Source organism: Pseudomonas sp. Q11 (assembly GCF_024494355.1).
Classification (GTDB): Bacteria; Pseudomonadota; Gammaproteobacteria; order Pseudomonadales; family Pseudomonadaceae; genus Aquipseudomonas; species Aquipseudomonas hefeiensis.
This window is the reverse complement of the sequence record NZ_JAKNQY010000010.1, coordinates 85,233-109,346: the sequence shown is the minus strand read 5'-3', so window position 1 is coordinate 109,346 and position 24,114 is coordinate 85,233. Positions and strand designations below refer to the sequence as shown.

Here is a 24,114-nt window from a genome sequence, read left to right as displayed (position 1 = left end):
TGGTTTAAATGGAAAAGCCCACGTCCAGGTTTTTTTCAGACTCCTGAACAATGTTCGACGCGATGACGGATTAGCCGGCTCGGTGAGGTTTCGCTCAGAGAACCGGCCGTGAAATGCGCTGGGCGGTCTCACATGGAACTCAATCTCAATTGAGTATTAATCCTATTTGGATTCTGGATGAGTTTACGTATGATAGGCATTCTCAATAACGTCAATCACACGTGAGCCCCCATGTCCGCCTCCAACCTCTCCTGCGCGCAAAACACTGCTGCCCCACGCCCGCCTTTGGCACTTCGGCCCCTGGCTCTTTCAGTGCACATGCTGGCAATCGGTATCGTCTTCTGCGGGCCCTCTGTACAGGCGGCGGAGCAGGTCGAGTCGGAAAACTCTCTTACCCTGGCCCCGATCTCGATCACGGAGACCGCTCCCCGCGAGCGCAGTGCCGTCACCGAAGACACCCATTCCTACACCACTGACGCGGCGCGCACGGCCACGCCATTGAGCATGTCTTTGCGCGAAACCCCGCAGTCGGTCAGTGTCGTTACCCAGCAGCGCATTCAAGACCAGGACCTGAAAACCATTCTTGACGTGGTCAATAACGCCACCGGGGTTTCGGTCAACCGCTACGAAACAAGCCGTGCGCAGTTCAACGCCCGGGGTTTTGAACTCAACTCGTTGATGATCGATGGCGTTCCCACCATCTACGAGCAGCCATGGAGTTCAGGAGAAATTTTCAGCAGCCTGGCGATGTATGACCGCGTGGAAGTCGTGCGCGGTGCCAACGGTTTGATGACCGGTGCCGGCGATCCGTCCGCGTCCATCAATATGGTGCGCAAGCGCGCCAGCAGCACTGAGCTCAAGGGTTCGGTAGAACTGAGCGCCGGCACATGGGACACCTATGGCGTTGAGGCCGATGTGGCGACCGCGTTGAACGAGGAAGGCACCATTCGCGCGCGTCTGGTCGGGGAGACCAACGAGGGCGATAGCTGGATGGACATGAACTCGACCCAGCGCCAAACCCTCTACGGCACCATGGATATCGACCTGACGCCGAACACCACGCTGTGGTTCGGTTTGAGCCGACAGGAAACCAAAGAGGATTCGCCGATGTGGGGCGGCCTGCCGGTCTGGTACGCCGACGGCGGCCGTACTCACTGGAGCCGTTCGAAGACCACCTCCGCCGATTGGAGCAAATGGGACACCACTTACGAAACCTACTTCGTCAACCTCGACCATACCTTTGCCAACGACTGGCAAGTCAACCTCAGCTACAACCGCGGCGAGCGCACTGGCGACTCCTCCCTGCTGTACCTTTCCGGCAATCCCGGCAGGGACGGCAGCTCTGGAATGAGTTCGTTCCCGGCGACCTACAAGACCGAAACCACCCAGGATGACTACAGCATTCGTTTCAATGGCCCGTTCTCGTTGCTGGGCCGTGAGCACGAGTTGGCGTTTGGTTACGTGGACAGCAAACAGAAGTTCGACGCCGATGCACTCAATGCGCAGACAGGTTTTGGCGGCGTGGCCAATTTCGATGCTTATAACGGCAACTTCCCCGAGCCGGTGTGGGGGCCACGGTCCGACTACGGCTACAGCGAAACTCGGCAAAAAGGCCTCTTCGCCGCCACCCGCTTGAACGTGACCGATGACTTGAAAGTGATTCTTGGCGCCCGTGAAAGCTGGTACGAAAAGACCAGTGATGACATCTATTCAGAAGTAAGCAAGATCGATGTTGATAACGAGCTGACGCCCTATGCCGGCATTGTTTATGACCTCACCGACAATATCTCGGCCTATGCCAGCTACACGGAAATTTTCCTGCCGCAGTCGGTGCGCGACAGCAGCGGCCAGACACTGGAGCCCATCGTGGGTGAAAGCAATGAAATGGGGCTCAAAGGTGAATTCTTCGAGGGCCGTTTGAACGCCTCCGCTGCGATTTTCCAGATCAAACAGGACAACCTGGGCCAGAGCACCGGCCAGTTGATCGACCCTTCGAACCCCGTCGGCGGTTATGCGTACGAAGCCAGCGAAGGCGCTACCAGCAAGGGCTTCGAGCTGGAAGTCTCCGGCGAACTGGCAACCGACTGGAACGCCTCGGTCGGCTACACCCAATTCACCGCCGAAGACGCTGATGGCAATGAAGTGAATACGCTGTACCCCACCAAGTTACTGCGTACCTTCACCACCTATCGCCTGCCAGGCGCCTTCAACAAACTGACCATCGGCGGCGGCGTTAACTGGCAAGACTCGATCTACACCTACGCCACCAACCCGGCCGGCAACCCCGAGAAGATCCAGCAAGATGCCTACGCCCTGGTCAACCTGATGGCGCGCTATGAAATCACCGACAACCTCTCGGCGCAGGTGAATGCCAACAACGTCACCGACGAAAAGTACTTCGACATCTTCGACGCCTACGGAGCCCTGACCTACGGCGCACCGCGCAGCATTACCGCTTCGGCGAAGTACCGCTTCTAAGCAACCAAAGGGCGCCATTGCCCGCCGCTGAACCCAATGAACACGACACCGGCCCTGCGCCGGTGTCGTGCTTTTTCGCCCGCCCTACACCGAACCCTCCCGCCGTACGGCCCGAACGTGTGGCGAGGGGATTTATCCCCGCTGGGCTGCGCAGCAGCCCCAAACCATCCAACACAATGCACCAGGAAAATGGCGCCCGGGTTGCCCCTCGTCTACCGTTGACAGGAACCGTCACCCCCTGGAGAAAGCCCCCATGTTCACCTTCCCCCGAGCACACCAGAGTAGAAGATGGGAAGGGCAAGGCGCGCTATTCGGCGGGGGCATTCCTTGGTATGGAGGGGAGGGCCTGGGCGTGTGCTTCGGTTTCAGTACGCTCTGGGCCAAGATCGGTGCGCCCTTTGACTGTTTCGCCACGTTGCGGGCCAGGAAGGAGGACGTCTCCCGGACGCAGGAGATGCTGAGCGAGTCAATGACGTTGGGCGAACTCGTGGCGATGGGCAGCACCGCCGATGCGGTCATCGGACGCGACTCGATCAAAGAGACGGCTTACGCTGATGGCGTTGCCAGCCACATCGTCCTCGACGTCCTCCAGAGGACTGGGGCCCGCCACTTCATTATCTCGTTCTATTTCGTCGGTGGTCCGCAGGGCCGCGGTGCTCACGCCATCGCGGCGTCCTTCGATGAGGGCCAGACGGGCAGACTCTTTGACCCCAACTACGGTGTCGGTGCTTATCAATCGAGGACCCACCTGTGCAACGACCTGCATGCGCTGCTGGCGAGCTACGTCGTTCCCGGCGGGCATGTGACTGAAAGCTACCTGTTGGAGTTTGATCACGAGGATGCATTCGGTGAGTTCCAAGGAGCAGCACCCCACTGATCGCAATCGAATTCAGCTCACATCAGTGGCCGGGGAGTTCGGATCGATAGTAAACCGGCGAACTGCCCTCCGCCCGTTTCTCCACTTCATCCTCCAACCATTCAGCCAACACCACGGCATTATTCTCGACCGTAGACTTGGCGGCATACACCAAGGTGAGATCCATGCATTGCGGCCGAAAATGTATGGGGCTTGACAGGTCTGGGATACTCAAAGCAGTACCGCGGTTAACGCGATGCGTCTATCACGACTCAAGGTGCCCTATGCGCAATGAAGACCTAAAGATATTGTTCGACCAGCACGCTGTCAGCTACGACAAGCAATGGGAAGGGATGGCGCCGATTCGCGCCGCCCTGTATTTGCTGCTCGAATCTCAGTTCAGCGGTCTGCCGGAAAATGCCCGGATACTCTGCGTAGGCGTTGGCACGGGGGCGGAACTTGCCCATCTGGCAGAGCGCTTCCCCGGCTGGCATTTCACTGCTGTCGACCCCTCGGGCGCAATGCTTGACGTCTGTCGTCAGAGGGCCGTTCAGAAGGGCTTTCTCGCGCGCTGCCATTTTCACGAAGGCTACCTTGACACGCTCGTCGCCGAGGCCAGCTACGACGCTGCTACCTGTTTTCTGGTCTCCCAATTCTTGTTGGAAGGAGGCGCCCGCACCACGTTCTTTCGCGAGATTGCCCAGCGTCTTAAACCACTCGGAATATTGGCGAACGCCGACCTCGCCTCTGATACCGAATCGCCTGCCTATGAGGTGCTGTTACGCAGTTGGATGACATTGATGTCCTCCGATGGTCTTCAGCCAGAAGTGCTGGAGCGAGCGCGTACTGCCTATGCCAGCAATGTTGCGATCCTGCCTGCGCAACAGGTCGCGGGCCTTATTAAGGCCGCCGGGTTTGACGCCCCTGTGCAGTTCTTTCAGGCAGGGTTAATGCACGGATGGTTCTGTACGCGGCAAGCAGATCTAAAGTGAGTTATTTTGCTTTGACGCCACTCGCCGACCACTCATGAAGCACAGTGTGCCGCCCAGCGCGGTCAACAAGCTCAAGGCATAGAACATTGTCGGCGCTGGGGTGTGCATGAGCAGGAAGCCGCAGATCACCGGGCTCAACGCGCCGCCCAGGGCCGCGAGGTTCTGCGCGCCGTAGTAGCTGCCGCGCAGTTCTTCCGGTGCCAGGGTGTCAACGAAGAGGAATTCGGCAGGGTAAATGATCATCTCGCCGAGGGTGAAAATGAACATCGCCACGCACCAGGACACCAGGCTGTCGGCCAGGCTGAAGCCGATCAAACCGAGGATGAAAAGGCTGGTGCCACCGGCGATCCAGTAACGTAGCTGTTCGCGCTTGAGAAAGCGGCCGATCTGGTATTGCAGCAGGATCACCGCAATCGCATTGCAGGCGAGCAGGGCGGCCATGGTTTGCAGCGCGCGCTGGGAGTCCTCGACCACCAGCAGGTATTGCGACAGGTACAGGGTAAAACGCCCATGGACCACGGTACTGAGCAGGCAGCCGCAGGTGAACATGATCAGCGTGCGGTCGTTTTTCAGGGTCACCAGGGTCTTCAGAAAACTCTGTGGCTGGCCGATCGCGGGGGCCGGGGCCGAGTCGCTGGGAATGCCGCTCATCAGGAAGATGCTGCCGAAAGCGATGGCGCCGGCAATCAAGAACGGCGCAATCGGGTACACCCCGGCGATCACCACGCCGAGCATCGGGCCGATGGCGTAGCCGATATTGGTAAGGGTGTAGCGCAGGGAAAACGCCTTGGCCCGCTGGCCCACGGGCAGGTTCTCGCTGAGGATCGCCTTGGAGCCGATCAGGAACAGGGCCGACGCGGTTTCGGTGATCACCAGGGTCAGGGTAGTCAGGTAGAGGTTCTGGGCGAAGGTCAGCAGTACGAATCCGATGGCGCTGGAGAGCATGGTCAGGATCAGCAACCGGCGTTTCTCCAGGCGATCGATGATGTAGCCGCCGTAGAGCGCGAGCAGGGTGGCAATGAACACCGCGATGCCCAGCAACAAACCGACGTCCTGTTGGTTGAGACCGAGTTTGTTGCTCAGGAACAGGGTAAGCAACGGGCTGGTAATGGCGCGGCTGACGACGATGGTCAGTGAAGCGATCATCAGGCGGCGGATGACGAGCGAGTAAGTGGCCACGGTGGGCAGATGTCCTTATTCCATTTTTTAGTGTGTGTTTGCGCCGAGGTACAGCCATCGCGAGCAGGCAATAAACTTTTCAACCCAACCACTGCTCGAGCAGTCCAACCGACTCCAGCGCTTCCAGCCGCGCCAATTGCCCCCGCAACGCCTCAGCCTGCACCCGCGGCATCACTCGCTCCGCCAGGCTGAAAAATTTCTGCTCCAGCGCCGCATCGCTCAACGGATTGGCTGGCGCACCCAAGGGCGGATCGACGCACCATCGCGCCTGCCGGCCGTCCACGGTCCGCACGCAGACCACAGGTTCGCCATCCTCTGACCGTAGCGGGTCCACTTCAAGGCGAATGCGCGACAACCAGCGGTCAATCCGCGGGTCGCGGCGCGCGGTCTCATCATAGGCTTCAAGTCCGCAATGCCCGTGCACCAGCCGCGCCGCCAAGGCGTAAGGCAGGCTCATCTGCGCCGCCGGCAGCGTGCTGACATCCTGGCCACCGCACATGTCTTGCAGAAAACCGCACAACGACACCTGAATGTCTTCGACCTGATCGGCATCGACTTGCAACTGATCCAGCAGCAACCCCAGCGCATCGATGGCCGAATGGGTGCCACGGCACGAGGCATAGGGCTTGATCGAGCAGCGTGCGAGTTTCCACACCGATCCGAGATCCGCGTCCAGCGCTTGCGGTTCTGCCGTCGGCCCGGCCAGGGTCTTGAGAAAACCGCCCCAGACGTCATCGAACAGCCTGGCCGGCCCGGTGATGCCCTGCTGGGCAAACCGCGCGGCCAGCAATCCTCCTTCAGCCGCACGGCCGCTGTGCAGCTTCTTGCTTTGTGAACCGTCATGGATGAACGCCCACAAGCCCCCGCTGAAGCTGCCGGCAATGCCAAGCGCAGCGAGCGTTTGCCTGGCGTCCAGTCGCAGGATACGCGCACTGGCGGCTGCCGCGCCGAACACCCCGCAGGTGGCAGTGGAATGCCAGCCAGCGCCGTTGTGCGCCGAATAGCCGCCGCAGGCTTCGAGCACCCGGCGACCGACTTCATAACCAAGCACCACGGCCGTGATCAGCTCACGACCGTTGACCGTTCCGGGCACCATCGACACCGCAGCCATCGCCGCTGGCAGGACCACCGCCCCGGAGTGGTCGCAGCCACCGGTGTCGTCCAGTTCCAGCGCATGCGCGGCGACACCGTTGAGCATCGCCGTCTGGGCTGCGCCGAGTCGCAGGTTGGTGCCCCAGACCAGGCTGCTGCCGGTTTCGCCCTCGAAGATCTGACGCGCCTGTCGTGCGACGTCGCTGTCCGCGCCGGCCAATGCCGCCCCGAACGTATCGAGGATGTGCCGCTTGGCTTGCGCCACCAGCGCTGCTGGCAAGTCTTCGAAGCGGCTGTCGACGCAGAACTGCGCCAGTCGCTGCAGGCGCTCGGTCATAGCAGGTAGTCCCGATAGTGCCGCTCGTACACCGAGGCGGGGTGATCGTCGGCCGTTGGCAGCGCCGAGTCCGCCCACCATTGGGCGACTTCGCCACCTCGGGCGATCCATACATCATCGTGCTGCTGGATGCCCCGCAGCAGCTCGCGCAACACGCCGATCCGCCCGGGCGTGCCGATGATCTCGGGATGCAGGCGCAGTACGTAACACAGGCCGAAGCGGTGAAACCCGGCGAAGTCCATTTGCAGATTGCCCAGCGTGTGGCTGTAGGAAGCGATCCGCGATTGCGCAGGCGGCACCGCCGGGCTCAGGTTGAAGGCGAAGTAGGGCTCGTCCTCCAGTTCATAGTGCAAGGGCAGTTCGATAATCCCGGGTGCCGTGGGGTGAGCGAAAGGCAAATCATCGCCACGCCATGACGACGACCAGCTTATGCCGTGTTCGCCCAAGGCCTCGATGAACCCCGGTGCGCCATTGCCGGCGGGGATGCGAAAACCGCTGGGGCGCTGGCCGGTCAGCGCCTGCAACGCTGCACACCCTCGGGCGACTTCGTCACGCTGCTGCGCCAGATCGAGGGTGTCGTAGTTGCGGTGGCGATAACCGGCGCAGGCAATCTCGTGCCCGCCTGCTTGAATCGCCTGGATGTGCTGCGGGTTTTCCTCGGCAACGATGCCGGGAACGAACCAACTGCTGCACACCTTCAGTTCGTCGAACAGCCCCAACAGGCGCTCGACACCCCGTTGTGTGCCGTAGCGCCACACGGACAGGGTCTTGTCGCGTCCGGCGACTTCCGGGGCCTGGGTGAGAATGCCGTGGATGTCGTTGTAATCGACCGTCAACACGACAGCGCAGCGGTAGCCCTGGGGCCAGAAAACCGAATCAGCCATGGTGATGCTCCTTGAGCCACCATTGCGCGACATCGCGGCAAGTGGCAAACCACACGTCGTTGCGCTGGCGCATGTGTTCGAAGAGTTTTTCCAGCAGCAGGATGCGTCCCGGCTTGCCGGTGATCTTGGGATGGAACAGGGTGGTCAGGCACAGGCCTTCATTCATGGCGCCGTCGTATTCGCGACACCAGTTGTCCAGGGTCAGCTCATAACTGGCGGTGCGATCGAGCCCTGACGGAAAATCCGGCGCGCGGGTATAGGCCAGTGAGGCGTAGTCATCCATTTCCCAGCGACCGGGAATCTCCACCAGGGGCGTGTCGAAACCCGGCACCTTCACCAGGTACGGGCGGTCATCGCCACGCATGCTGCTGGAATAGGTGACGCCGGCCTCGACCAGCATCGCCGGGGTCTCGGCGCGCCAGTCGCCGGAGGGGGTGCGAAAGCCTTCGGCGCGGATGTTCAGGTGGTTCCAGAACACCTCGCGGCAGCGCTTCATCACGTCCTTCTGCTGTTGCAGCGTCAGGGCATAAAAGGATTCGTGTTTGTAGCCGTGGTACGCCACCTCATGCCCGCGCTCGACAATCGCCTGGCACTGCTTCGGCCAGTTCTCCACGACCCAGGCCGGGACGAAAAAAGTGCTCGGGATGCCGAAGGCGTCGAGCAGATCGAGCAGTCGCGGCAGCGCCCGGTAAGGGCCATAACCGCCAAATCCGAAATACTCGGGCTTGTGCCAGATCGAACCGTTGAGCATGGCATCGCCGGTGGGGCCGTCGAGGTCGAAGGCCAGGGCCAGGCAGGCTTTGTGCGGCGCCGGCCAGGTGGGTTGGGGTGAGGAGGACATCGTGGTGCTCCAGCTATTTCATAGGTAAAGCCCAACCCGTGTGGGAGCGAGCCTGCTCGCGATGGCGTATCAGCGCACCCGTGTCGACTGACACACCATCGCGAGCAGGCTCGCTCCCACAACAAACGGACAGGCTTGTTCCTTGCGGGTTACTTCCCGGCGTTAATCGTCGCCGTCTTGATCGCGCCCAACTCCAGCTCCCACTTCTTCAGGATCGCCTGGTAGCTGCCGTCGTCGATCATGCTCTGCAGCGCGACTTTCACCGCCTCGCTCAGCTCCGGTTTTTTCTTGCTGACGCCCAGGCCGGTGAACTGCGACGAGATCGGCAGGCCCACGGTCTTGTACATGTCCTTTTCCTGGGTCTTGAGGTACGGCAGGGTTTCGCTGCCTTGCATCGCCGCGTCAATACGGCTCTGGCGCAGTTGCGCACGGGCGTCGGCGGAACCTTCGGTGCCCACCACGTTGATCGCCGGTTTACCCGCTGCTTCGCAGTTGGCCTTGCTCCACTCGGCGATTTCCGATGGGAAGGTGGTGCGGCGGCTGGTGCCGACTTTCTTGCCGCACAGGTCGATGATCTCGTTGGTGTCTTTGTTCTTTTGCAGGGTGTAGAACTGCGGACCGCTGGTGAAGTAGTCGACGAAGGTCACGCTGGCCTGACGTTCGGCGGTGTCGGTCATGCCCGACAGCACCATGTCGACGCGGTCGGTGGTGAGCGCGTTGATCATTTGCTCGAAGCCAGTTTCCTGCCATTTGATCTTGATGCCCAAGCGTTCGGCCAAGGCGTTGCCCAGGTCATAGTCCAGGCCGGTCAACTGGTTGGTGGCCGGGTCCTTGAAATCCATCGGCGGATAGTTCGGCATGATCGCGACGACGATCTCGCCCTTATCCTTGATGCTGGCCGGCAGTTCGGCGGCGAAGCTGAAGCTGGAGGCCATCAAGCCTGCGAGTACTGCTGGGATTACGAAGTTCTTCATGGTCGTTCTCTTTTGAGTGTTGTGAGCGCCAACGGGCGCTTAGGTTCGAACGGCAGAAATGAAGCTTTGGGTGCGAGGGTTTTGCGGACTTATTAGTATTTCTTCGGGGCTTCCAGCCTCCACGATCTGCCCGCCGTCCATGAACACCATGCGGTTGGAAACCTCGCGAGCGAAGCCCAGTTCATGGGTGACGACGATCATGGTCATGCCGGTCTGCGCGAGGTCGCGCATCACCGACAGCACCTCACCGACCAGTTCCGGGTCGAGTGCCGAAGTGGGTTCATCGAACAGCATCAGCTTGGGCCGCATGGCCAATGCACGGGCAATGGCGACGCGTTGCTGCTGGCCGCCCGAAAGCTCGATCGGGTAGCTGTTGCGCTTGTCGGTCAGGCCGACGCGGGCGAGCAATTCCAAGGCTTCTTCATTCGCCTCTTTGGGCGAACGCTTGAGCACCTGACACGGCCCTTCGATGATGTTTTGCAGCACAGTCATGTGCGGAAACAGGTTGAAACGCTGGAACACCATGCCGGTGGACAGACGTTGACGGGCGATCTGGGACTCGTTGAGTTCGTGCAGTTTGTTGCCGACGATGCGGTAACCCACCAGTTCGCCATCGACCCACAGGCCGCCCTTGTCGATCTTTTCCAGTTGGTTGACGCAACGCAGCAAGGTGCTTTTACCGGAACCGGACGGGCCGATGATGCACAGCACTTCACCTTGGTCGACTTCGATATTGATGTCTTTGAGCGCGTGGAACTGGTCGTAATACTTGTTCAGACTCACGGCCTTGACGATGCTTCTCATGTGGGGCTCCTCAAGAACGCTTGCCGGCGCCGCGAGCGAAACGACGCTCCAGACGGCTTTGACCAAAGGACAGTACGGTGACGGTGGCCAGGTACCAGATACCCGCGACGATCAGCAGCTCCATCACCCGGGCGTTGGCGTAGTAGATGTTCTGGGCGTTGTAGAGCAGTTCCGAGTACTGGATGACGCTCGCCAGCGAGGTCATTTTCACCATGCCGATAAACTCGTTGCCGACCGGCGGAATGATGATCCGCATCGCCTGCGGCAGGATGATCCGCCGCAGCGCTTGCAGGCGTGGCATGCCGATCGACTTGGCGGCTTCGTACTGCCCGGTGTCCACCGACAACAGACCGGCACGCACCACTTCGGCGGTGTAGGCACCCTGGTTGATGCTCAAGCCCAGGAGGGCGGCCGCGAATGGCGTCATCAGGCTCACGGTGTCCATTTCGAACAGGCCGGGGATGCCGATGGTGGGGAAGATCAGCGCCAGGTTGAACCACAACAGCAGTTGCAGGATCAGGGGCGTGCCGCGAAACAGCCAGGTGTAGGTCACCGCCACGTAACGCAGGATCGGGTTGGCCGACATGCGCATGATCGCCGTAATCACCCCGAACACAATACCCAGCCCCATCGCCAGCACGGCCATGACGATGGTATTGAGCAAGCCCCACATGATCGCTTGGGAGGTGAGGAACTGGCCGATGTACGACCATTCGATCTTGCCTTCGGCAAAGGCGCGCACCAGGCCGACGATCGCTATGAGGATCACGGTGGCGAAAAAAATCCGCCCGTAATAACGCCGAGGCACGTGATCGTACTGGGTGATATCAAACTGGTTTTCCGCCAGCTTGCGCTCCGCCTGAAGTCGTTCTGCCTGAGTCTGACTCATGTTGTTTCTCCGAACACGGGTATTGCAGGTCAAACACATTTCCTTGTAGGCGCCGGCCTGCCGGCGCCTACCGAGTTTTGTGTTGTCTATCAGAGGCGCAAGCCCTGATAGTTCTCGGTCCATTCGTGTTGCGCGGCGAGGGCGGTCTTCAACCGGCCGATCTGCTCGCGCACTTGCTGCGGCGCGGTACCACCCCAACCGCTACGGGCCGCGATGGCGGCTTCTAGCGTCAGGCTGTCGCGTACCTCCGGGGTCAGGCGCGGATCGATTTCGGCCAACAGCGCCGGCGAGGCTTCCCACAACTCGATGTCGTGTTTCTCACAGGCCTGAACCAGCGCGCCGGTGATTTCATGGGCTTCCTTGAACGGCACGCCGCGCACCGCCAGCCAGTCGGCTACTTCGGTCGCGAGGGTGAACCCGAGCGGTGCCTGGCGGCGCAACTCTTCAACGTTGACCTTCATGGTCGCGACCATCCCGGTCATGGCGGGCAGGACCAGCAGCAAAGTGTCGACGCTGTCGAGCACGCCGTTCTTGTCTTCGCTCAAGTCGCGGTTGTATGACAGCGGCAGCGATTTCAGGGTGCAGAGCAGGCCCGTGAGGTTGCCGATCAGGCGACCTGCCTTGCCCCGGGCCAGTTCGGCAATGTCCGGGTTTTTCTTCTGCGGCATGATTGAGCTGCCGGTGGCGTAGGCATCGTCCAGGCTAACCCAGCGAAATTGCCGCGATGACCACAGACAGAATTCTTCGGCAAGGCGGGAAATGTTGATCCCGAGCATGCTGGCAATAAACAGGAATTCGGCGACGTGATCGCGGCTGGCCACCGCATCGATGGAGTTTTCGCAGACGCCGCTGTAACCCATTTCCCTGGCCGACTGCTGCGGCAGGCGCGCGATGGCGGAACCGGCCATGGCGGCGGCGCCGAGTGGCGACAGCGCGGTGCGGATGTCCCAGTCCACCAGTCGTTGCACGTCACGCAGCATCGATTGGGCATGAGCGAGCAAGTGATGAGCAAAGACGATCGGTTGCGCCTGTTGCAGGTGAGTGAAGCCTGGGCAGATGCTTTCGATGTGTTGTTCGGCCTGATCGACCAGCGCCTGTTGCAAGGCAAGTACTTCGACGGCCAGGGTGCGCACGTGGTCGCGCAGGAACAGACGCAGGTCGTTGGCGGTCTGGTCGTTGCGCGAACGGCCGGCGCGCAGCTTGCCGCCCAATGGGCCGAGGCGCTCGGTCAGCAGGCGTTCGATGAACGTGTGGACGTCTTCGTCATCCAGCGTTGGCGTGATGCTGCCGGCTTTAAAATCAGCGCCGATACCTTCCAGCGCGTCGAGCATGGTGCGGGTTTCCTGCTCGCTCAACAGTCCGGCGCGTTGCAGCTCACGGGCATGGGCCTTGGAACCGGCGAGGTCATACGGGGTCAGGCGAAAGTAACGCTCAGGGCAACGGGACAGGGCCGCCAGGGCTTCGGATGGGCCGCTTTTGAAACGGGCCCCCCAGAGACGTTGGGTGGGTTGAGACATTGTTGTTTTCCTCGTCGATAAAGCGAACTGAAATGGATGCGAAGAGCCGGGAACACCCGCCGGAAATAATTCGGGCGTGGTTCGGCCTAAGCAGTTTTCAAGAGGGCAGTTGCAGCGTTGCGAGAGCTGATCGAAGTGTCAGCTTTTAGCAGTTCGAAGTCAGTGAGTTGGCACTGAAGTACGGGGATTATTAGCGGTTGCCAAGCCTGGTTTTCTGTGTTCATTATTATTGGCCAGCTTTATTTTTGTTGTTGGACACAGGTTGTTGAATAGCGCGCCAGAGGTAAATAGGCATTATGGAAACCCCACTTTCCAATTCCGGAAACCCGGCGCCGAAAACGGCGCATCGGGCGCCGCTGGCCCTCAGCGGGCTGGATTTCAAACTGCTCAAAGTGTTCAAGGCCGTGGTCGAGGCTGGCGGTTTCAGTGCGGCGCAGAACGAGCTGAATGTGGGGTTGGCGGCCATCAGCAAACAAATTTCCGACCTTGAGATTCGTATCGGCATGCGCTTGTGCACCCGAGGTCGCGAGGGCTTTCATCTGACCGAAGAAGGCCGATTGGTCTATCAGGCGTCGATTGATTTATTTGCCTCGGTCGATAACTTTCGTGATCGGCTTAGTTCCGCGCAGAATGAACTTGTTGGTGACCTGGGAGTGGGCGTTATTGACAATACTATTTCCGACATTAATTCACCGTTAGTTGCGGCGCTTGAACGAATAAATAAAGAGTCACCGAAAGTAAGGTTTCAACTTCAGACCTCACAACTGGATGAGGTTGAAAGAGGGGTCGTAGAGGGACGCCTGGTGGCCGGTATCGTGCCGGTTTATCAGAAGCGCGAAGAGTTCGACTATTACGCGTTGTATGAAGAATGCTCAGAGATTTACTGCGCGATCGGCCACCCGTTGTTCTCGGTGCCGGACGCAGAAATCGGCAGCAACGTACTCAAGGAGTACGAGTGCATCAACCATCGCTACGCGATCCATCGCGACAAACTGAATTTTGCCCGCTACGACAGTTTTTCCGCCTCGGCGACCCAGGTGGAAGCCGTGGCGCTGCTGATCAAGACCGGGCGCTTCGTGGGTTTTCTACCGCAGCATTACGCCGCGTCGATGGTGTCTGAAGGGCAATTGCGAGCCTTGCGGCCGGACCTCATTCACATCAGCACACCGTTTAATCTGATCCTGCGTCACAACACCGTGCGCAGTCCGCTGGTGAAGGCATTTGCCCAGGCATTGGGCGTCGATTTGAAGGCGTCGACTTGATAACAATCACTCAGTAACAGATAACTCCCGTCCCTGTTGGCATTGCGATCTTTTGGCGGCTTCAAGGTCTATAAAGAGTAAAACCAAAAGATTGCGGTCTCGGGCAGCTCTTGCAGAGGCATGCGGCGAAGCTTAACGCTTCAGCGCGTAGCTCAGTTGTCGCCAAAAACCGTGCTCATCCGGTTTACCGGCTAACGCCATGATCAAACGCCTCTCGAAGCCAAACCTTTGAAATCATCCCCACGTCAGCTCGTCAAACTGAGATATCTGCGGCGGCAGCGTACGGCGAACATGACGAAAGCCAAGCAATCAGCACTCCGGAAACTCAGCTAAGTAGCACACAGGCGAACTCCCTTCCGCCCGCTTCTCCACCTCATCCTCCAACCATTCAGCCAGCACCACGGCATTGTTCTCGACCGTGGACTTGGCTGCATACACCAAAGTGAGATTGCCGTCCCGCGCAATATCCACCAACGGCCACCAACACTGCGGCCGGGCAGCCAACTCCTTGCGATAGGCCACCTTGAACTGCTCGAACGAAACCGCCCCCGCCTTGAACGCCTTGCGCAATTCATGAGAAGGCGCCACCTCCGGCAGCCACTCGGCAATCGGGAGTTTGTCCTTGCGACAATTACGCGGCCATAGACGGTCCACCAAAACCCGCACGCCATCTTCAGTGCTCGCTGCTTCGTAGGCTCGTTTGCAGTGGATCATGAGGGGCATACCTGTGGGAGAGGGGATAGCGTCAGAATAGGCCGACGGCAACGGGGCAGCCAGATCCTCAACCGATCCAGCTCCACTTCGCAGAACAATCGCGCCCTTGTGCTAGAGAAAAAATTTCCCTAGCATGTCACGCGTGGCAACCCTATACAGCGACCGTAACTGGAAAATAAAAATCTACCCGGACGATCACGCGCCGCCGCATTTTCATGTGCAAACGCCCGATGGTGAGTCGTTGGTGGAGATCGATGGGTTCAAGGTGCTTGGCAAAGGGGCCAACCCTAAAGCCCTGAAGGCTGCCTTGGCGTGGGCGGCAAATCACACGGCTGATCTGCAGCGCGTGTGGAATGAACAGAATCGGAGGAGCTGACCCATGATCAGCAAAGCCAGAATCAACAACGTGAAGCCTGTCCCCGGCAAACATACCTTGCAGGTGGAGTTTGCCAACGGTAAGCACTACGACGTAGACCTGCGAGAACACATCCGACAATTCCCGGTGCTCAAACCCCTAGAGGATCTGTCGTTGTTCGGCACCGCCCAAGTGGGTGAGTGGGGTTTTGATGTGAGCTGGGGTGACGACCTTGAATTGGCGGCTGTCACCTTGCATCGACTGGCTCTGGAGCAAACCGGGGAGGTGATGCCGACTCAGGCATTCAAACGCTGGATGGCTGACAACAAGCTCTCGCTGACGACCGCCGCACAGGAACTGGGCTTTACCCGTCGCACCATCACCGCCTACAGCAGCGGTACCTCACTGATTCCCAAGCATGTGGCCCTGGCCTGTAAGGGATGGGAGTTTGAGCACAAGGGCAAGAAAGTGACAAAAGCTGAGAACAGAAAGGCGTCGCAAGTGGCCTGATGAACCAAGCCTCCGTGTCGCGGCTGCACAGCTGCACTGGATAGCTAAACTCTCTGCTTATCTTTGACCAGATAAGGTTTAGGGAGCGCTAACACATAAAGTCGGCGTTACCAGCTAAACACGAGCGGAGCCGCGACCATGGATTACGACGACAGATTGATAGAAGAAGCTGTGCTTGCCTTGTTGGCAGCCTTCAGTTCCGACACCGGCAACGCCTGGAAAGGTTTCGACTTCGAGGTCATGAGCCGATTGCATGAACAAGGTCTCATCAGCGATCCGGTAAACAAGAACAAGTCGATCTGGTTGACGGAGGAAGGGTTGGAGCGAGGTCGCCAGATTGCCGACCGGTTGTTTGGAAAGAAGAGTTGAGGGTGCGCGTCGCCTCGTGATCGCTCGCCGGAAGCCAGCCGGGGTTGGCAGGTTTTGTCTTACCGGCCGCCGGCCCACCCTGGCGACCAAGCGGCCCCTCGATATCAACCAGATCAATCATCGATACACCGGTGCTGAGATGAATCATTCCAAGATCGTCCCTGCGTTTCTTGAGCTCGTAACCGAGCACCGACGTATAGAAAGCGAGGCTGCGCTCGATGTCTTTTCCGCGCAGGACGATGTGGTCGATGTGTTGGATCGTGAAGTTCCTCATGCGGGCCTCCTGTTCAGTGTTAGCCACTAACGGGTTACTTCACCATCGCTACCTGTGTTGGAATGTCGTCGCAAAAGTCAGCCCTGCTGTGCCTGATAAATATCCTCTTGCGCACCGGATGACACCTGGAGCCCATGACTTGAAAAAATTTTATTTGCCCTTTGGGTCCAACTCAGGAAAACCTCCTCGATACGATTACACTCCGGCTCATCCAGGTACATGTGAAAAATCCCATGGGCCAAATACTCGGTGACACCAATGAGTTTTTCGGTTTCGGTATAGGTGGCGTTTTTGACGCAAGGAGGGTACTTGATCGTCGATTTTGCCGCGCGAGCGGGTGGAGTTTGTAGACTTGCGATATTCCAACCGGTCTTCAAATCGGCAAGTAACACTTTGATCGAGGCGCAGAATTCGGATGTCAGCAAGGCGAGAACTGCATCTCTGTGCTCAAAGGGTGAAATTTTTTCCAGTTGCTCTACAAATGCCTCCAGTTGTCGAAGCTGTACGCGAATGTCGGCAGCCTTGAAACCCAATGATCTCCATTGTTTGCCGCCTTTTATTTTCAGCTCCGGCTCGCCCTTGCGCGGGCCGATATCCTTGGCTGACAGGCTCTTGTCGTAGGCATTCTCACGCACGTAGCTGAAGCTCATGAACGCGCGGAGCACGATCTGGTAAATGGCCCTGGTGGTTTCTATCTTCTCTTCATTGACTCTTTGGGCTTCACGCCTGTGATCTTCTGCTCGTTCCCGTCTGCTTCTTGCCTGGGCATTTCGGCCTTCATGCCGAGAGACGAGTATTGCCACGATGATTGCGTAGATGCTGCCGATGCCTTGAAGCCATGCGGGAAGATCATTGCTGCCCCAAATCAGTACCGCAGACATGATTATGATGAAGGAGGTGGCAATGGCTCCGTACATGAACAGCTGAGAGTCTTGATTCGATCTCTGATTGGCTTTGCTCAAAGTCTTCGTGATGCCAAGGACAAGCAAGCAGGATAAAACGATGATAAGAAACATAGAACGTTGTCCGACGGCGTCGGCGGTGAGGAGGTTCATGAGCGGATCTTCGTTGTGAAGCTCAGCGGGGCGGGCGTTCCAGGCATCTTCGGGCTTCCTTGGGGTTAATGGCTCAATGCTATCCTCTTGGTCTTCCTGCAGCCACTTCACCTTACCGCGCTTGGGTTTGGCCGGTTTGCGCTCTTTTATCGCAGGCGGCTCGATTAACGTGGCCGTGAACCTCGGCTCCCCACGCGGGCTTTGCCAATGCCTGGCAAACGCCTCGCGCTGATCCGAGGGGAAAACCACCGGCCGATAATCGTCGCCACCGGCATCCAGATTCCACAAGTCATAACCCTGATCCGCCTACACCAGCGTCAGCGTGCCGCCCCGTGCGCAGTTCACCGCCCATCGAAAAAATCCACCCGATCCGCTCAATCAAAGGCCGTAGACGCTCCAGCAAAAGTGCGCTGCGCAAACCGCCGACATGATGGAACGGAGCACTTTGGGGTTTCCGAGCCGCAATCCATCCGGATGCGGTTCTTTATTTGATTTTTCGATAGCAAACCGCCTGAACATCATGGCGCGGCCAGTCTTATTAAGGACGAGTGAACAAAAAATGAACAGAGCTTACCGAGTAGTCTGGAATGCCGTGATGGGCGCATGGCAGGTGGCATCCGAGTTGGTCAAAAGCCACGGCAAGGGCAAAAGCCGTAAATCCATCAGCCTCGTCATCGGCGTGGGCGGCGGCGTCTTCGCCTCGGTAGCGGCGGCGGGGGCGTTGCCTTCCGGCGGCAATATCGTGGCGGGTAACGGCAGCGTTCATCAGAACGGCAACAACATGGCCATTCATCAGGGCAGCGATAAGCTCGCGATTGACTGGCAGAGCTTTTCCATTGGCAAAGGCAACACCGTCCAGTTCATCCAGCCAGGCGCGGCGTCCGTCGCATTGAATCGCGTGTTGGGCTCGGATGTGTCAGTGATTCAAGGCGCGCTGAAAGCCAACGGCCAAGTGTTCCTGGTCAACCCCAACGGCGTACTGTTCACACCTAACGCACAGGTTGATGTCGGCGGCCTGGTGGCGTCCACGCTCAACGTGAGCACCGAAGATTTCCTGGCGGGCAACTACCGTTTCAGTGGCGACAGCGCCGCCTCGGTGGTCAACCAGGGCAACATCAATGCAGCGCAAGGCGGCACCATTGCGCTGATCGCCGCGAAAATCGTCAACGACGGCAACATTACCGCGCACAAGGGCAATGTGCTGCTGGGCGCCGGCAGTGTCGTGACGCTCGACTTGGGCGGGCCGGTGCAGTTGGAAGTGCAAGAAGGCGCATTGCAAGCGTTGATCGAAAACGGCGGTGCCATTCGCGCCGATGCCGGCAGAATCCTGCTGACCGCCCGCGCGGCGGAAACTCTGGCAAGCACCGTCATCAACAACACCGGTTTGATCGAAGCCCGCTCCCTGGATATCGGTGAAAACGGCGTGGTCACGTTGATGGGCGACCGGGGCGACGTGCAAGTCGCCGGACGTATCAATGTATCCTCCGACACCGCCAAGGGCGGCAAGATCGTTGTGACCGGGGATCGCGTCTCGATCAATAACGGCGCTGAACTCGACGCCACCGGGGCCAAGGGGGGCGGCGAAATCTACGTGGGCGGTAGTTGGCAAGGTAAGGATCCTGCGATCAAGCAGGCCAGCCAGACCACCATCGCCGCCGGTGCCGTGCTTGATGCATCGGCGACCGACAACGGCAAGGGCGGTACCGTGGTGGCCTGGTCGGATATAAAGAAGCCGGGCAGCGTGACCCGCGTGGACGGCACGCTGAAAGCCACCGGCGGCGCCAAGGGCGGCGACGGCGGCAAGATCGAAACCAGCGGCGCCAAGCTGGCGGTGAGCAAGGCGGCCGATGCTTCGGCTAAAAACGGCAAGGGCGGCTTGTGGTTGCTCGACCCGGACAGCGTCACGGTGGGGCCGGGTAACGGAGGATTGACGGGCGGCGCCAATGGGACCGAAGCCTCGGTTGGCTTCAACGCGATCGATACGGCCCTGGCCGGCGGCACCGATGTTGCGATCAAGGCCGACAACAGCATCCACTGGAACGGCGACTACACCCCGTCGAGCATCAGCGGCGACCGGACCCTGACGTTGCAGTCCGGGCACGACGACGTCGGAACAGGCCGCTACGTCTTCGGCAATATTTTCCTCAACGGTGACATCGACGCCAGTGGCGCAGGCAATGGCAACAGCCTGGCATTGATCCTCAACGGTAAGATCGCCCTGAACACCGACGTCAGTTTGAAGAGCAACGGTGGCAACATCGTGTTTGCCGGCGTGGTGGATTCCGATGCGGTGGCCAACAACCGCGTCCTGCGCGTCGACGCCGGTTCGGGCTCGATCATCTTCAGCGACATGGTCGGCGGTAACAGCGCGCTGGGCGCTCTGTACGCGACCACCAGCGGCGCCGGCAAGACGTTTATCAACGGCGCAAGAGTCTTAACCAGCGGCGAGCAGGTTTACACCGGTGCCGTTGAGCTGGGCACTTCACAGTTCTTGAACGCTGACTTCGAAAACGGCTTGGTCGGGTGGAAGACGTCCATCGACCAGTTCTTCACCGGCGTCACCGTGGTCGATGGCGTGGTGTCGCCTGATGACCCGACGTTGCCGACAACATCGCCCACGGGCGGCGGTGCGCCGAGTGTCTCGCCTGGCGACCAAGGCGACATGGACTACAAACCCCTCACCCCGGTCGCCGCTGCAGGCCAGGGCAAGGACGGCGGCGCGGCGCTGCTGTTGGGTACCGAAAACAATTCCAACTGCCTCAACGCACCCGCCGGTTGCATCATGCGCGGCCCTTCGGTGGTCAGCGAGGGCACGGTCTCCCTGGCGGCGGGGGAAGCGGTCAGTTTCGATTACAAACCGGTCGCGGGTGGCGATACCTATGACGTCTTCGGCTATCTGTTAAACGTCAATACCGGCGAATACCAGATCATCCTGAACGAAACGGGTAACGGTACGGGCGCGGTGAATTGGCAAAGCCACACGGCAACGGCTGATAAGGCCGGCACGTACAAGTTCGTGTTCGTCTCGGGCAGTTTCGACCAGACCGCGGGCAAGCAGGTCGGCGGCTCGCTGTACGTCGACAACATCAAGACCAACACGTCGGGTAGCAAGGGCCTGCAAGGCAGTTCCATCACGTTCAACGGCAGTCTCAACAGCACCGACAACAACTTGGCCATCAAGGCCGACGATATCAACTTCAACGGCGGCGCCGGCAGCGTCACCGGCAACGGCAAGATCGCCCTTGAGACCAACACCCCGAGCAAAGACATTGCCGTGGGCGGCAGCACCGGCGACGCCCCCGGTTCGCTGGAACTGACTGGCACCGACATCAGTGCTTTGGGCGACGGGTTCACCTCCGTCAAGATCGGTGGCGCGGACATGACCGGTGACATCAGCATCATCGAAGCGACCCGGATCAACGACAGCCTTACCCTTGACGCCGGTACCGGCAATATCCACATCAATGACCAACTGACCGTGGCGGACGCACCGGGCACCGGCAACGACGACAACAAGCCGGCTCCGGTCCTGGCGTTGCAAAGCAATGGCGGCAAGATCGACCAGTCCGCCGGAGGCGCCATTATCGCCGACGGCCTGGTGCTGTTGGGTGACGGTGCCGTTCATGACCTGGACAATGCCGCCAACGACGTCAACACGATCGCCAGCGACACCGGCACGGTCAGCTTTGCCGATGTCGATGACCTGACCGTTGGCGTTGTGACCATTCCCGATAGCCAGACCCCGGCAAATCCGCAAGGCGTGCCGGTCGCCGGCATGACCCAGACCGGCGACCTGAGTCTCGTCGCCGACACGCTCACGGTCGGCCAGGCCTTGCTCACCCAAGGCGATACGAGCCTGACCTCCGATGAAATCGATCTCGCCGCCAGTGTGGCCGGTAGCGGCAGTCTGACGCTCAAGCAGAAGACCGATGGCCTGGATATACATCTGGGCGGCAGCGATGACCCGGAGGTCACAGGGCCTAACGATCCGTTGGTGCTGTCCGACGCTGACCTGGCGAATATCCAGGATGGCTTCGACGAGGTCGTCATTGGCAATGACAAGACGCGCAACATCACCGTTGACGATGAGGGCGCGACGTTCAGGGACGATCTGGCCCTGGTCGCAAACGGCGTCCTGGACCTGTTGGGCGACCTGATGCTCAAGGATCCTGAAGGCACGGACGAAGACGGCACGACCGGCAAGGGCCTGACGCTGAGCGTCGACGCGGGCAAAGGTGCGACCCAGGCAACGGGCGCGACCATCACCGCGGACGAGCTGGCCCTGCGCGGCGAAGGTGACTTCAACTTGGGTAAAGGCGGGCATGACGTGGGTGTCATCGCCGCCGATGTTGGTAGCCTGAAATTCGCCGGCAACGGCAACCTCACGGTGGGCGTCGTGGACGGCACCGTGGGGATTACGTCCGATGAGGCGGTCACCCTGAAGACTGATCACGACCTGACGCTGGTTAAAGGCATCACCATCGAAAATGGCCCACGCGATGACGCCGGTCAGGGCCAAACCCGTGCCGACGACATCATCACACTGGAGGTGGCGGGCAAAACGACCCAGTCCGGCGACGCCGGGGCCAAGCTCGATGCCAGTGGTCTGGTGCTGCTGGGCGGCAATTACGCGCTGGGCAACACCGGCAACGTGATCGGCGATATTGCCAGCGAGGCGGGTAAGGTCCAATTCAACAACAGCGGGAACCTCAAGGTGGGTTCGCTCACCGCGACCCATGCCGACGGCACCCAGACAACCGTCACCGGCGTGAACAACACCGGCGACGTCAGCATCGGCACCCAAGGCAATCTGGCGATCAACGAAGCGCTGGCCACCAGCGGCAACGTGTTCCTCAACGTTGATGGCAAGACCACTCAAAATGCCAAGGGCAACATCACCGCCGACGGCCTGGCCCTCAACGGCGGCGACTTCGAGTTGCGCAACAACGGCAACGTGGTGGGCGACATTGCCAGCGAGGCGGGCAAGGTCGCGTTCAACAATACCGGCAACCTCAAGGTCGGCACGTTGACCGAAACCGATGGCAACGGCAACGTGGTCAAGACCACCACCGGCGTGAACAACACTGGCGACGTCAGCATCGGTACCCAAGGCGACCTGGCGATCAACGAAGCGCTGGCGACCAGTGGCAACGTGTTCCTCAATGTCGGTGGCACGACCACCCAGGACGGCAACGGCAACATCATCGCCGACGGTCTCGCCCTCAACGGTGGCGATTTCGACTTGCGCAACAACGGCAACGTGGTGGGCGACATTGCCAGCGAGGCGGGCAAGGTTGCGTTCAACAATACCGGCAACCTGAAGGTCGGCACGTTGACCGAAACCGACGGCAACGGCAACCTGGTCAAGACCACCACCGGCGTGAATAACACCGGCGACGTGAGCATCGGCACCCGAGGCAATCTGGCGATCAACGAAGCGCTGGCCACCAGCGGCAACGTGTTCCTCAACGTCGATGGCAAGACTACCCAGAATGCCAAAGGCAACATCACCGCCGATGGCCTGGCGCTCAAGGGCGGCAATTTCGACCTGCGCAACGCCAGCAACTGGGTCGGCGATATCGCCAGCCGAGCGAAGGATGTCAGCTTCGTCAACCGGAGTGACGTCACCGTTGGCAGGCTGACCGAGACGGCACTGGACGGCACCCAGCTGGATCAGATCGTCGGCATCGGCAACACCGGCAAAGTCCAGGTGGTGACGACCACCGGCAACATCACCCTGGCCGAGAACGTCAGCACCACCAGCAACGCCTCCGATGCGGTCGTGCTCAACGCCGGCCAATCCGCTTCGGCGGGCGTGGCAGCGGGCGGTGACGTGAAGGCAAACGCGGGCGTGACGGTGTCCACCGGCGTCGGTGGCCGGGCAGTGATCTACACCGGTAGCCTCGCCGGCAGCACCCGCGTGGTGGATGTGGTGGGCAGTGGCAGCGGCAATTTCCGCTACAACAGTGACGAGCAGCAGAGCAATTTCGGCAGGGCGTTGGGCAACACTGGCGTTCATGCCGTGTACCGCGAGCAACCCGTCCTGGTGGTGTCCACGAACGGTTCGACCACCCAGACCAAGCCGTTCGATGGTCAAACCACGTTCAATGGCGGCGGTATAGCCGGTTATGACGCCAACGGGCTGTGGAACGGCGACACCAAGCAGATGCTTGGCAACCCACTGTACTCGGTAGGGACGCAAGGCCCGGGCTCGCACCTGATCAACATCGGCGGGCTGGCTGACCTGGGTTACCTGATCGTGAGCAACCCGGCCAACGCCAGCCTTACTGTGACGCAGTCCTTTGACATCGAAGCCGTCCGGCAGAGCGTCGCCGATGCAACACGGGTCGGCGCGCAGGTGACTTCGCCACATGCCCCGGAGCTCAACCCGGCCCAGCCGAAACCGGCTGACTGGTCTGACTACGGGGTCGACGACGGCGGTCTGTTGCTGGTGGACCAAGGCGGCACGCGTGCGAACGGCGCTGGCAACGGCGACAGCGATTCGGCTGCCCAGGCCGAGAGCGCTGACAGCGAGCGGGAACTGGCCGGAAACGTCTGCTCCGACGGCGGTGTATCCGCCGGGGGCGCTTGTGCGGCCTACCCGCCGCAGACCGTTTTCGTCGTGCGCGGCGGTGTGCGCTTGCCGAGCCTGGCCATGCGTCCCTGACCCCTGACATCCATCTTTTCCTTTGAAGGAGCCCCTTGGCCGCGTCCCCGGACGCGGTCATGGGC

General features: G+C 60.1%; 18 protein-coding genes and 2 pseudogenes. 8 read left to right on the top strand and 12 right to left on the bottom strand.

Going from position 1 to position 24,114, the window contains the following annotated elements; all coding sequences use genetic code 11:
• Window positions 1-318 precede the first annotated feature (318 nt).
• Complete coding sequence (locus MA884_RS12995) at window positions 319-2,478, top strand: TonB-dependent siderophore receptor (protein WP_256230976.1); 2,160 nt, start codon at window positions 319-321, stop codon at window positions 2,476-2,478.
• Window positions 2,479-2,731: 253 nt separating this feature from the next.
• Window positions 2,732-3,355 (top strand): YopT-type cysteine protease domain-containing protein, encoded by a 624-nt coding sequence (locus tag MA884_RS12990; RefSeq protein WP_256230907.1) that lies wholly within the window; start codon window positions 2,732-2,734, stop codon window positions 3,353-3,355.
• A 22-nt stretch (window positions 3,356-3,377) separates the two neighbouring features.
• Here MA884_RS12990 and MA884_RS12985 read toward each other — a convergent pair.
• A pseudogene (locus MA884_RS12985) lies at window positions 3,378-3,515 on the bottom strand (DUF488 domain-containing protein); the annotation flags it as partial.
• Between the two features lie 103 nt (window positions 3,516-3,618).
• On the opposite strand from MA884_RS12985, the gene MA884_RS12980 reads away from it, so the two are divergent.
• Window positions 3,619-4,326, top strand: coding sequence for a class I SAM-dependent methyltransferase (locus tag MA884_RS12980; protein WP_256230906.1), 708 nt, complete (start codon window positions 3,619-3,621; stop codon window positions 4,324-4,326).
• On the opposite strand, the gene MA884_RS12975 is transcribed toward MA884_RS12980, so the two are convergent.
• The 8 genes from MA884_RS12975 to argH all read right to left on the bottom strand — a co-directional run bounded on the left by MA884_RS12975 (window position 4,318) and on the right by argH (window position 12,843).
• Complete coding sequence (locus MA884_RS12975) at window positions 4,318-5,505, bottom strand: MFS transporter (protein ID WP_256230905.1); 1,188 nt, start codon at window positions 5,503-5,505, stop codon at window positions 4,318-4,320. The genes MA884_RS12980 and MA884_RS12975 overlap by 9 nt on opposite strands.
• Window positions 5,506-5,584: 79 nt before the next feature.
• On the bottom strand, window positions 5,585-6,934 hold the full coding sequence (locus MA884_RS12970) for an MmgE/PrpD family protein (RefSeq protein ID WP_256230904.1): 1,350 nt from the start codon (window positions 6,932-6,934) through the stop codon (window positions 5,585-5,587).
• Complete coding sequence (locus tag MA884_RS12965; RefSeq protein WP_256230903.1) at window positions 6,931-7,818, bottom strand: polysaccharide deacetylase; 888 nt, start codon at window positions 7,816-7,818, stop codon at window positions 6,931-6,933. The genes MA884_RS12970 and MA884_RS12965 overlap by 4 nt, the downstream gene beginning before the upstream one ends.
• Complete coding sequence (locus MA884_RS12960; protein ID WP_256230902.1) at window positions 7,811-8,659, bottom strand: polysaccharide deacetylase; 849 nt, start codon at window positions 8,657-8,659, stop codon at window positions 7,811-7,813. The genes MA884_RS12965 and MA884_RS12960 overlap by 8 nt, the downstream gene beginning before the upstream one ends.
• A gap of 149 nt (window positions 8,660-8,808) precedes the next feature.
• On the bottom strand, window positions 8,809-9,633 hold the full coding sequence (locus MA884_RS12955) for an ABC transporter substrate-binding protein (protein ID WP_256230901.1): 825 nt from the start codon (window positions 9,631-9,633) through the stop codon (window positions 8,809-8,811).
• Between the two features lie 39 nt (window positions 9,634-9,672).
• A complete protein-coding gene (locus tag MA884_RS12950) occupies window positions 9,673-10,437 on the bottom strand; it encodes an amino acid ABC transporter ATP-binding protein (RefSeq protein ID WP_256230900.1) in 765 nt (254 codons plus the stop codon).
• A gap of 10 nt (window positions 10,438-10,447) precedes the next feature.
• Window positions 10,448-11,326, bottom strand: coding sequence for an amino acid ABC transporter permease (locus tag MA884_RS12945; RefSeq protein ID WP_256230899.1), 879 nt, complete (start codon window positions 11,324-11,326; stop codon window positions 10,448-10,450).
• Between the two features lie 89 nt (window positions 11,327-11,415).
• A complete protein-coding gene (gene argH / locus MA884_RS12940; RefSeq protein ID WP_256230898.1) occupies window positions 11,416-12,843 on the bottom strand; it encodes an argininosuccinate lyase in 1,428 nt (475 codons plus the stop codon).
• Between the two features lie 296 nt (window positions 12,844-13,139).
• On the opposite strand from argH, the gene MA884_RS12935 reads away from it, so the two are divergent.
• Window positions 13,140-14,105, top strand: coding sequence for a LysR family transcriptional regulator (locus tag MA884_RS12935; RefSeq protein WP_256230897.1), 966 nt, complete (start codon window positions 13,140-13,142; stop codon window positions 14,103-14,105).
• Window positions 14,106-14,414: 309 nt separating this feature from the next.
• On the opposite strand, the gene MA884_RS12930 is transcribed toward MA884_RS12935, so the two are convergent.
• Entirely contained in the window at window positions 14,415-14,819 is a 405-nt protein-coding gene (locus tag MA884_RS12930) for a DUF488 domain-containing protein (protein ID WP_256230896.1), read from the bottom strand.
• Window positions 14,820-14,952: 133 nt separating this feature from the next.
• Here MA884_RS12930 and MA884_RS12925 point away from each other — a divergent pair, with 133 nt between their 5' ends.
• The 3 genes from MA884_RS12925 (at window position 14,953) to MA884_RS12915 (ending at window position 16,053) form a co-directional block, all read left to right on the top strand.
• On the top strand, window positions 14,953-15,195 hold the full coding sequence (locus tag MA884_RS12925; RefSeq protein ID WP_256230895.1) for a DUF4160 domain-containing protein: 243 nt from the start codon (window positions 14,953-14,955) through the stop codon (window positions 15,193-15,195).
• A gap of 3 nt (window positions 15,196-15,198) precedes the next feature.
• Window positions 15,199-15,684, top strand: a complete 486-nt coding sequence (locus MA884_RS12920; RefSeq protein WP_256230894.1) for a DUF2442 domain-containing protein — start codon at window positions 15,199-15,201, stop codon at window positions 15,682-15,684.
• Between the two features lie 138 nt (window positions 15,685-15,822).
• Window positions 15,823-16,053 carry a DUF6429 family protein gene (locus MA884_RS12915; protein ID WP_256230893.1) on the top strand — a complete coding sequence of 77 codons (231 nt, stop codon included), beginning with the start codon at window positions 15,823-15,825 and terminating at the stop codon, window positions 16,051-16,053.
• A 58-nt stretch (window positions 16,054-16,111) separates the two neighbouring features.
• On the opposite strand, the pseudogene MA884_RS12910 reads toward MA884_RS12915, so the two are convergent.
• Window positions 16,112-16,327, bottom strand: a pseudogene (locus MA884_RS12910) (VOC family protein); the annotation flags it as partial.
• 77 nt (window positions 16,328-16,404) lie between these two features.
• Window positions 16,405-17,670, bottom strand: coding sequence for a hypothetical protein (locus MA884_RS12905; protein WP_256230892.1), 1,266 nt, complete (start codon window positions 17,668-17,670; stop codon window positions 16,405-16,407).
• Between the two features lie 271 nt (window positions 17,671-17,941).
• Here MA884_RS12905 and MA884_RS12900 point away from each other — a divergent pair, with 271 nt between their 5' ends.
• Entirely contained in the window at window positions 17,942-24,049 is a 6,108-nt protein-coding gene (locus tag MA884_RS12900) for a filamentous hemagglutinin N-terminal domain-containing protein (protein WP_256230891.1), read from the top strand.
• The last annotated feature ends 65 nt before the right edge of the window (window positions 24,050-24,114 follow it).

Bases quoted from the DNA above. Each gene is read 5' to 3' on its own strand.
- MA884_RS12995 (WP_256230976.1), top strand. From the start codon at position 319: ATGCTGGCAATCGGTATCGTCTTCTGCGGGCCCTCTGTACAGGCGGCG.
- MA884_RS12990 (WP_256230907.1), top strand. From the start codon at position 2,732: ATGTTCACCTTCCCCCGAGCACACCAGAGTAGAAGATGGGAAGGGCAA.
- MA884_RS12980 (WP_256230906.1), top strand. From the start codon at position 3,619: ATGCGCAATGAAGACCTAAAGATATTGTTCGACCAGCACGCTGTCAGC.
- MA884_RS12970 (WP_256230904.1), bottom strand. From the start codon at position 6,934: ATGACCGAGCGCCTGCAGCGACTGGCGCAGTTCTGCGTCGACAGCCGC.
- MA884_RS12965 (WP_256230903.1), bottom strand. From the start codon at position 7,818: ATGGCTGATTCGGTTTTCTGGCCCCAGGGCTACCGCTGCGCTGTCGTG.
- MA884_RS12960 (WP_256230902.1), bottom strand. From the start codon at position 8,659: ATGTCCTCCTCACCCCAACCCACCTGGCCGGCGCCGCACAAAGCCTGC.
- MA884_RS12955 (WP_256230901.1), bottom strand. From the start codon at position 9,633: ATGAAGAACTTCGTAATCCCAGCAGTACTCGCAGGCTTGATGGCCTCC.
- MA884_RS12950 (WP_256230900.1), bottom strand. From the start codon at position 10,437: ATGAGAAGCATCGTCAAGGCCGTGAGTCTGAACAAGTATTACGACCAG.
- MA884_RS12945 (WP_256230899.1), bottom strand. From the start codon at position 11,326: ATGAGTCAGACTCAGGCAGAACGACTTCAGGCGGAGCGCAAGCTGGCG.
- argH (WP_256230898.1), bottom strand. From the start codon at position 12,843: ATGTCTCAACCCACCCAACGTCTCTGGGGGGCCCGTTTCAAAAGCGGC.
- MA884_RS12935 (WP_256230897.1), top strand. From the start codon at position 13,140: ATGGAAACCCCACTTTCCAATTCCGGAAACCCGGCGCCGAAAACGGCG.
- MA884_RS12930 (WP_256230896.1), bottom strand. From the start codon at position 14,819: ATGATCCACTGCAAACGAGCCTACGAAGCAGCGAGCACTGAAGATGGC.
- MA884_RS12925 (WP_256230895.1), top strand. From the start codon at position 14,953: ATGTCACGCGTGGCAACCCTATACAGCGACCGTAACTGGAAAATAAAA.
- MA884_RS12920 (WP_256230894.1), top strand. From the start codon at position 15,199: ATGATCAGCAAAGCCAGAATCAACAACGTGAAGCCTGTCCCCGGCAAA.
- MA884_RS12915 (WP_256230893.1), top strand. From the start codon at position 15,823: ATGGATTACGACGACAGATTGATAGAAGAAGCTGTGCTTGCCTTGTTG.
- MA884_RS12900 (WP_256230891.1), top strand. From the start codon at position 17,942: ATGAACAGAGCTTACCGAGTAGTCTGGAATGCCGTGATGGGCGCATGG.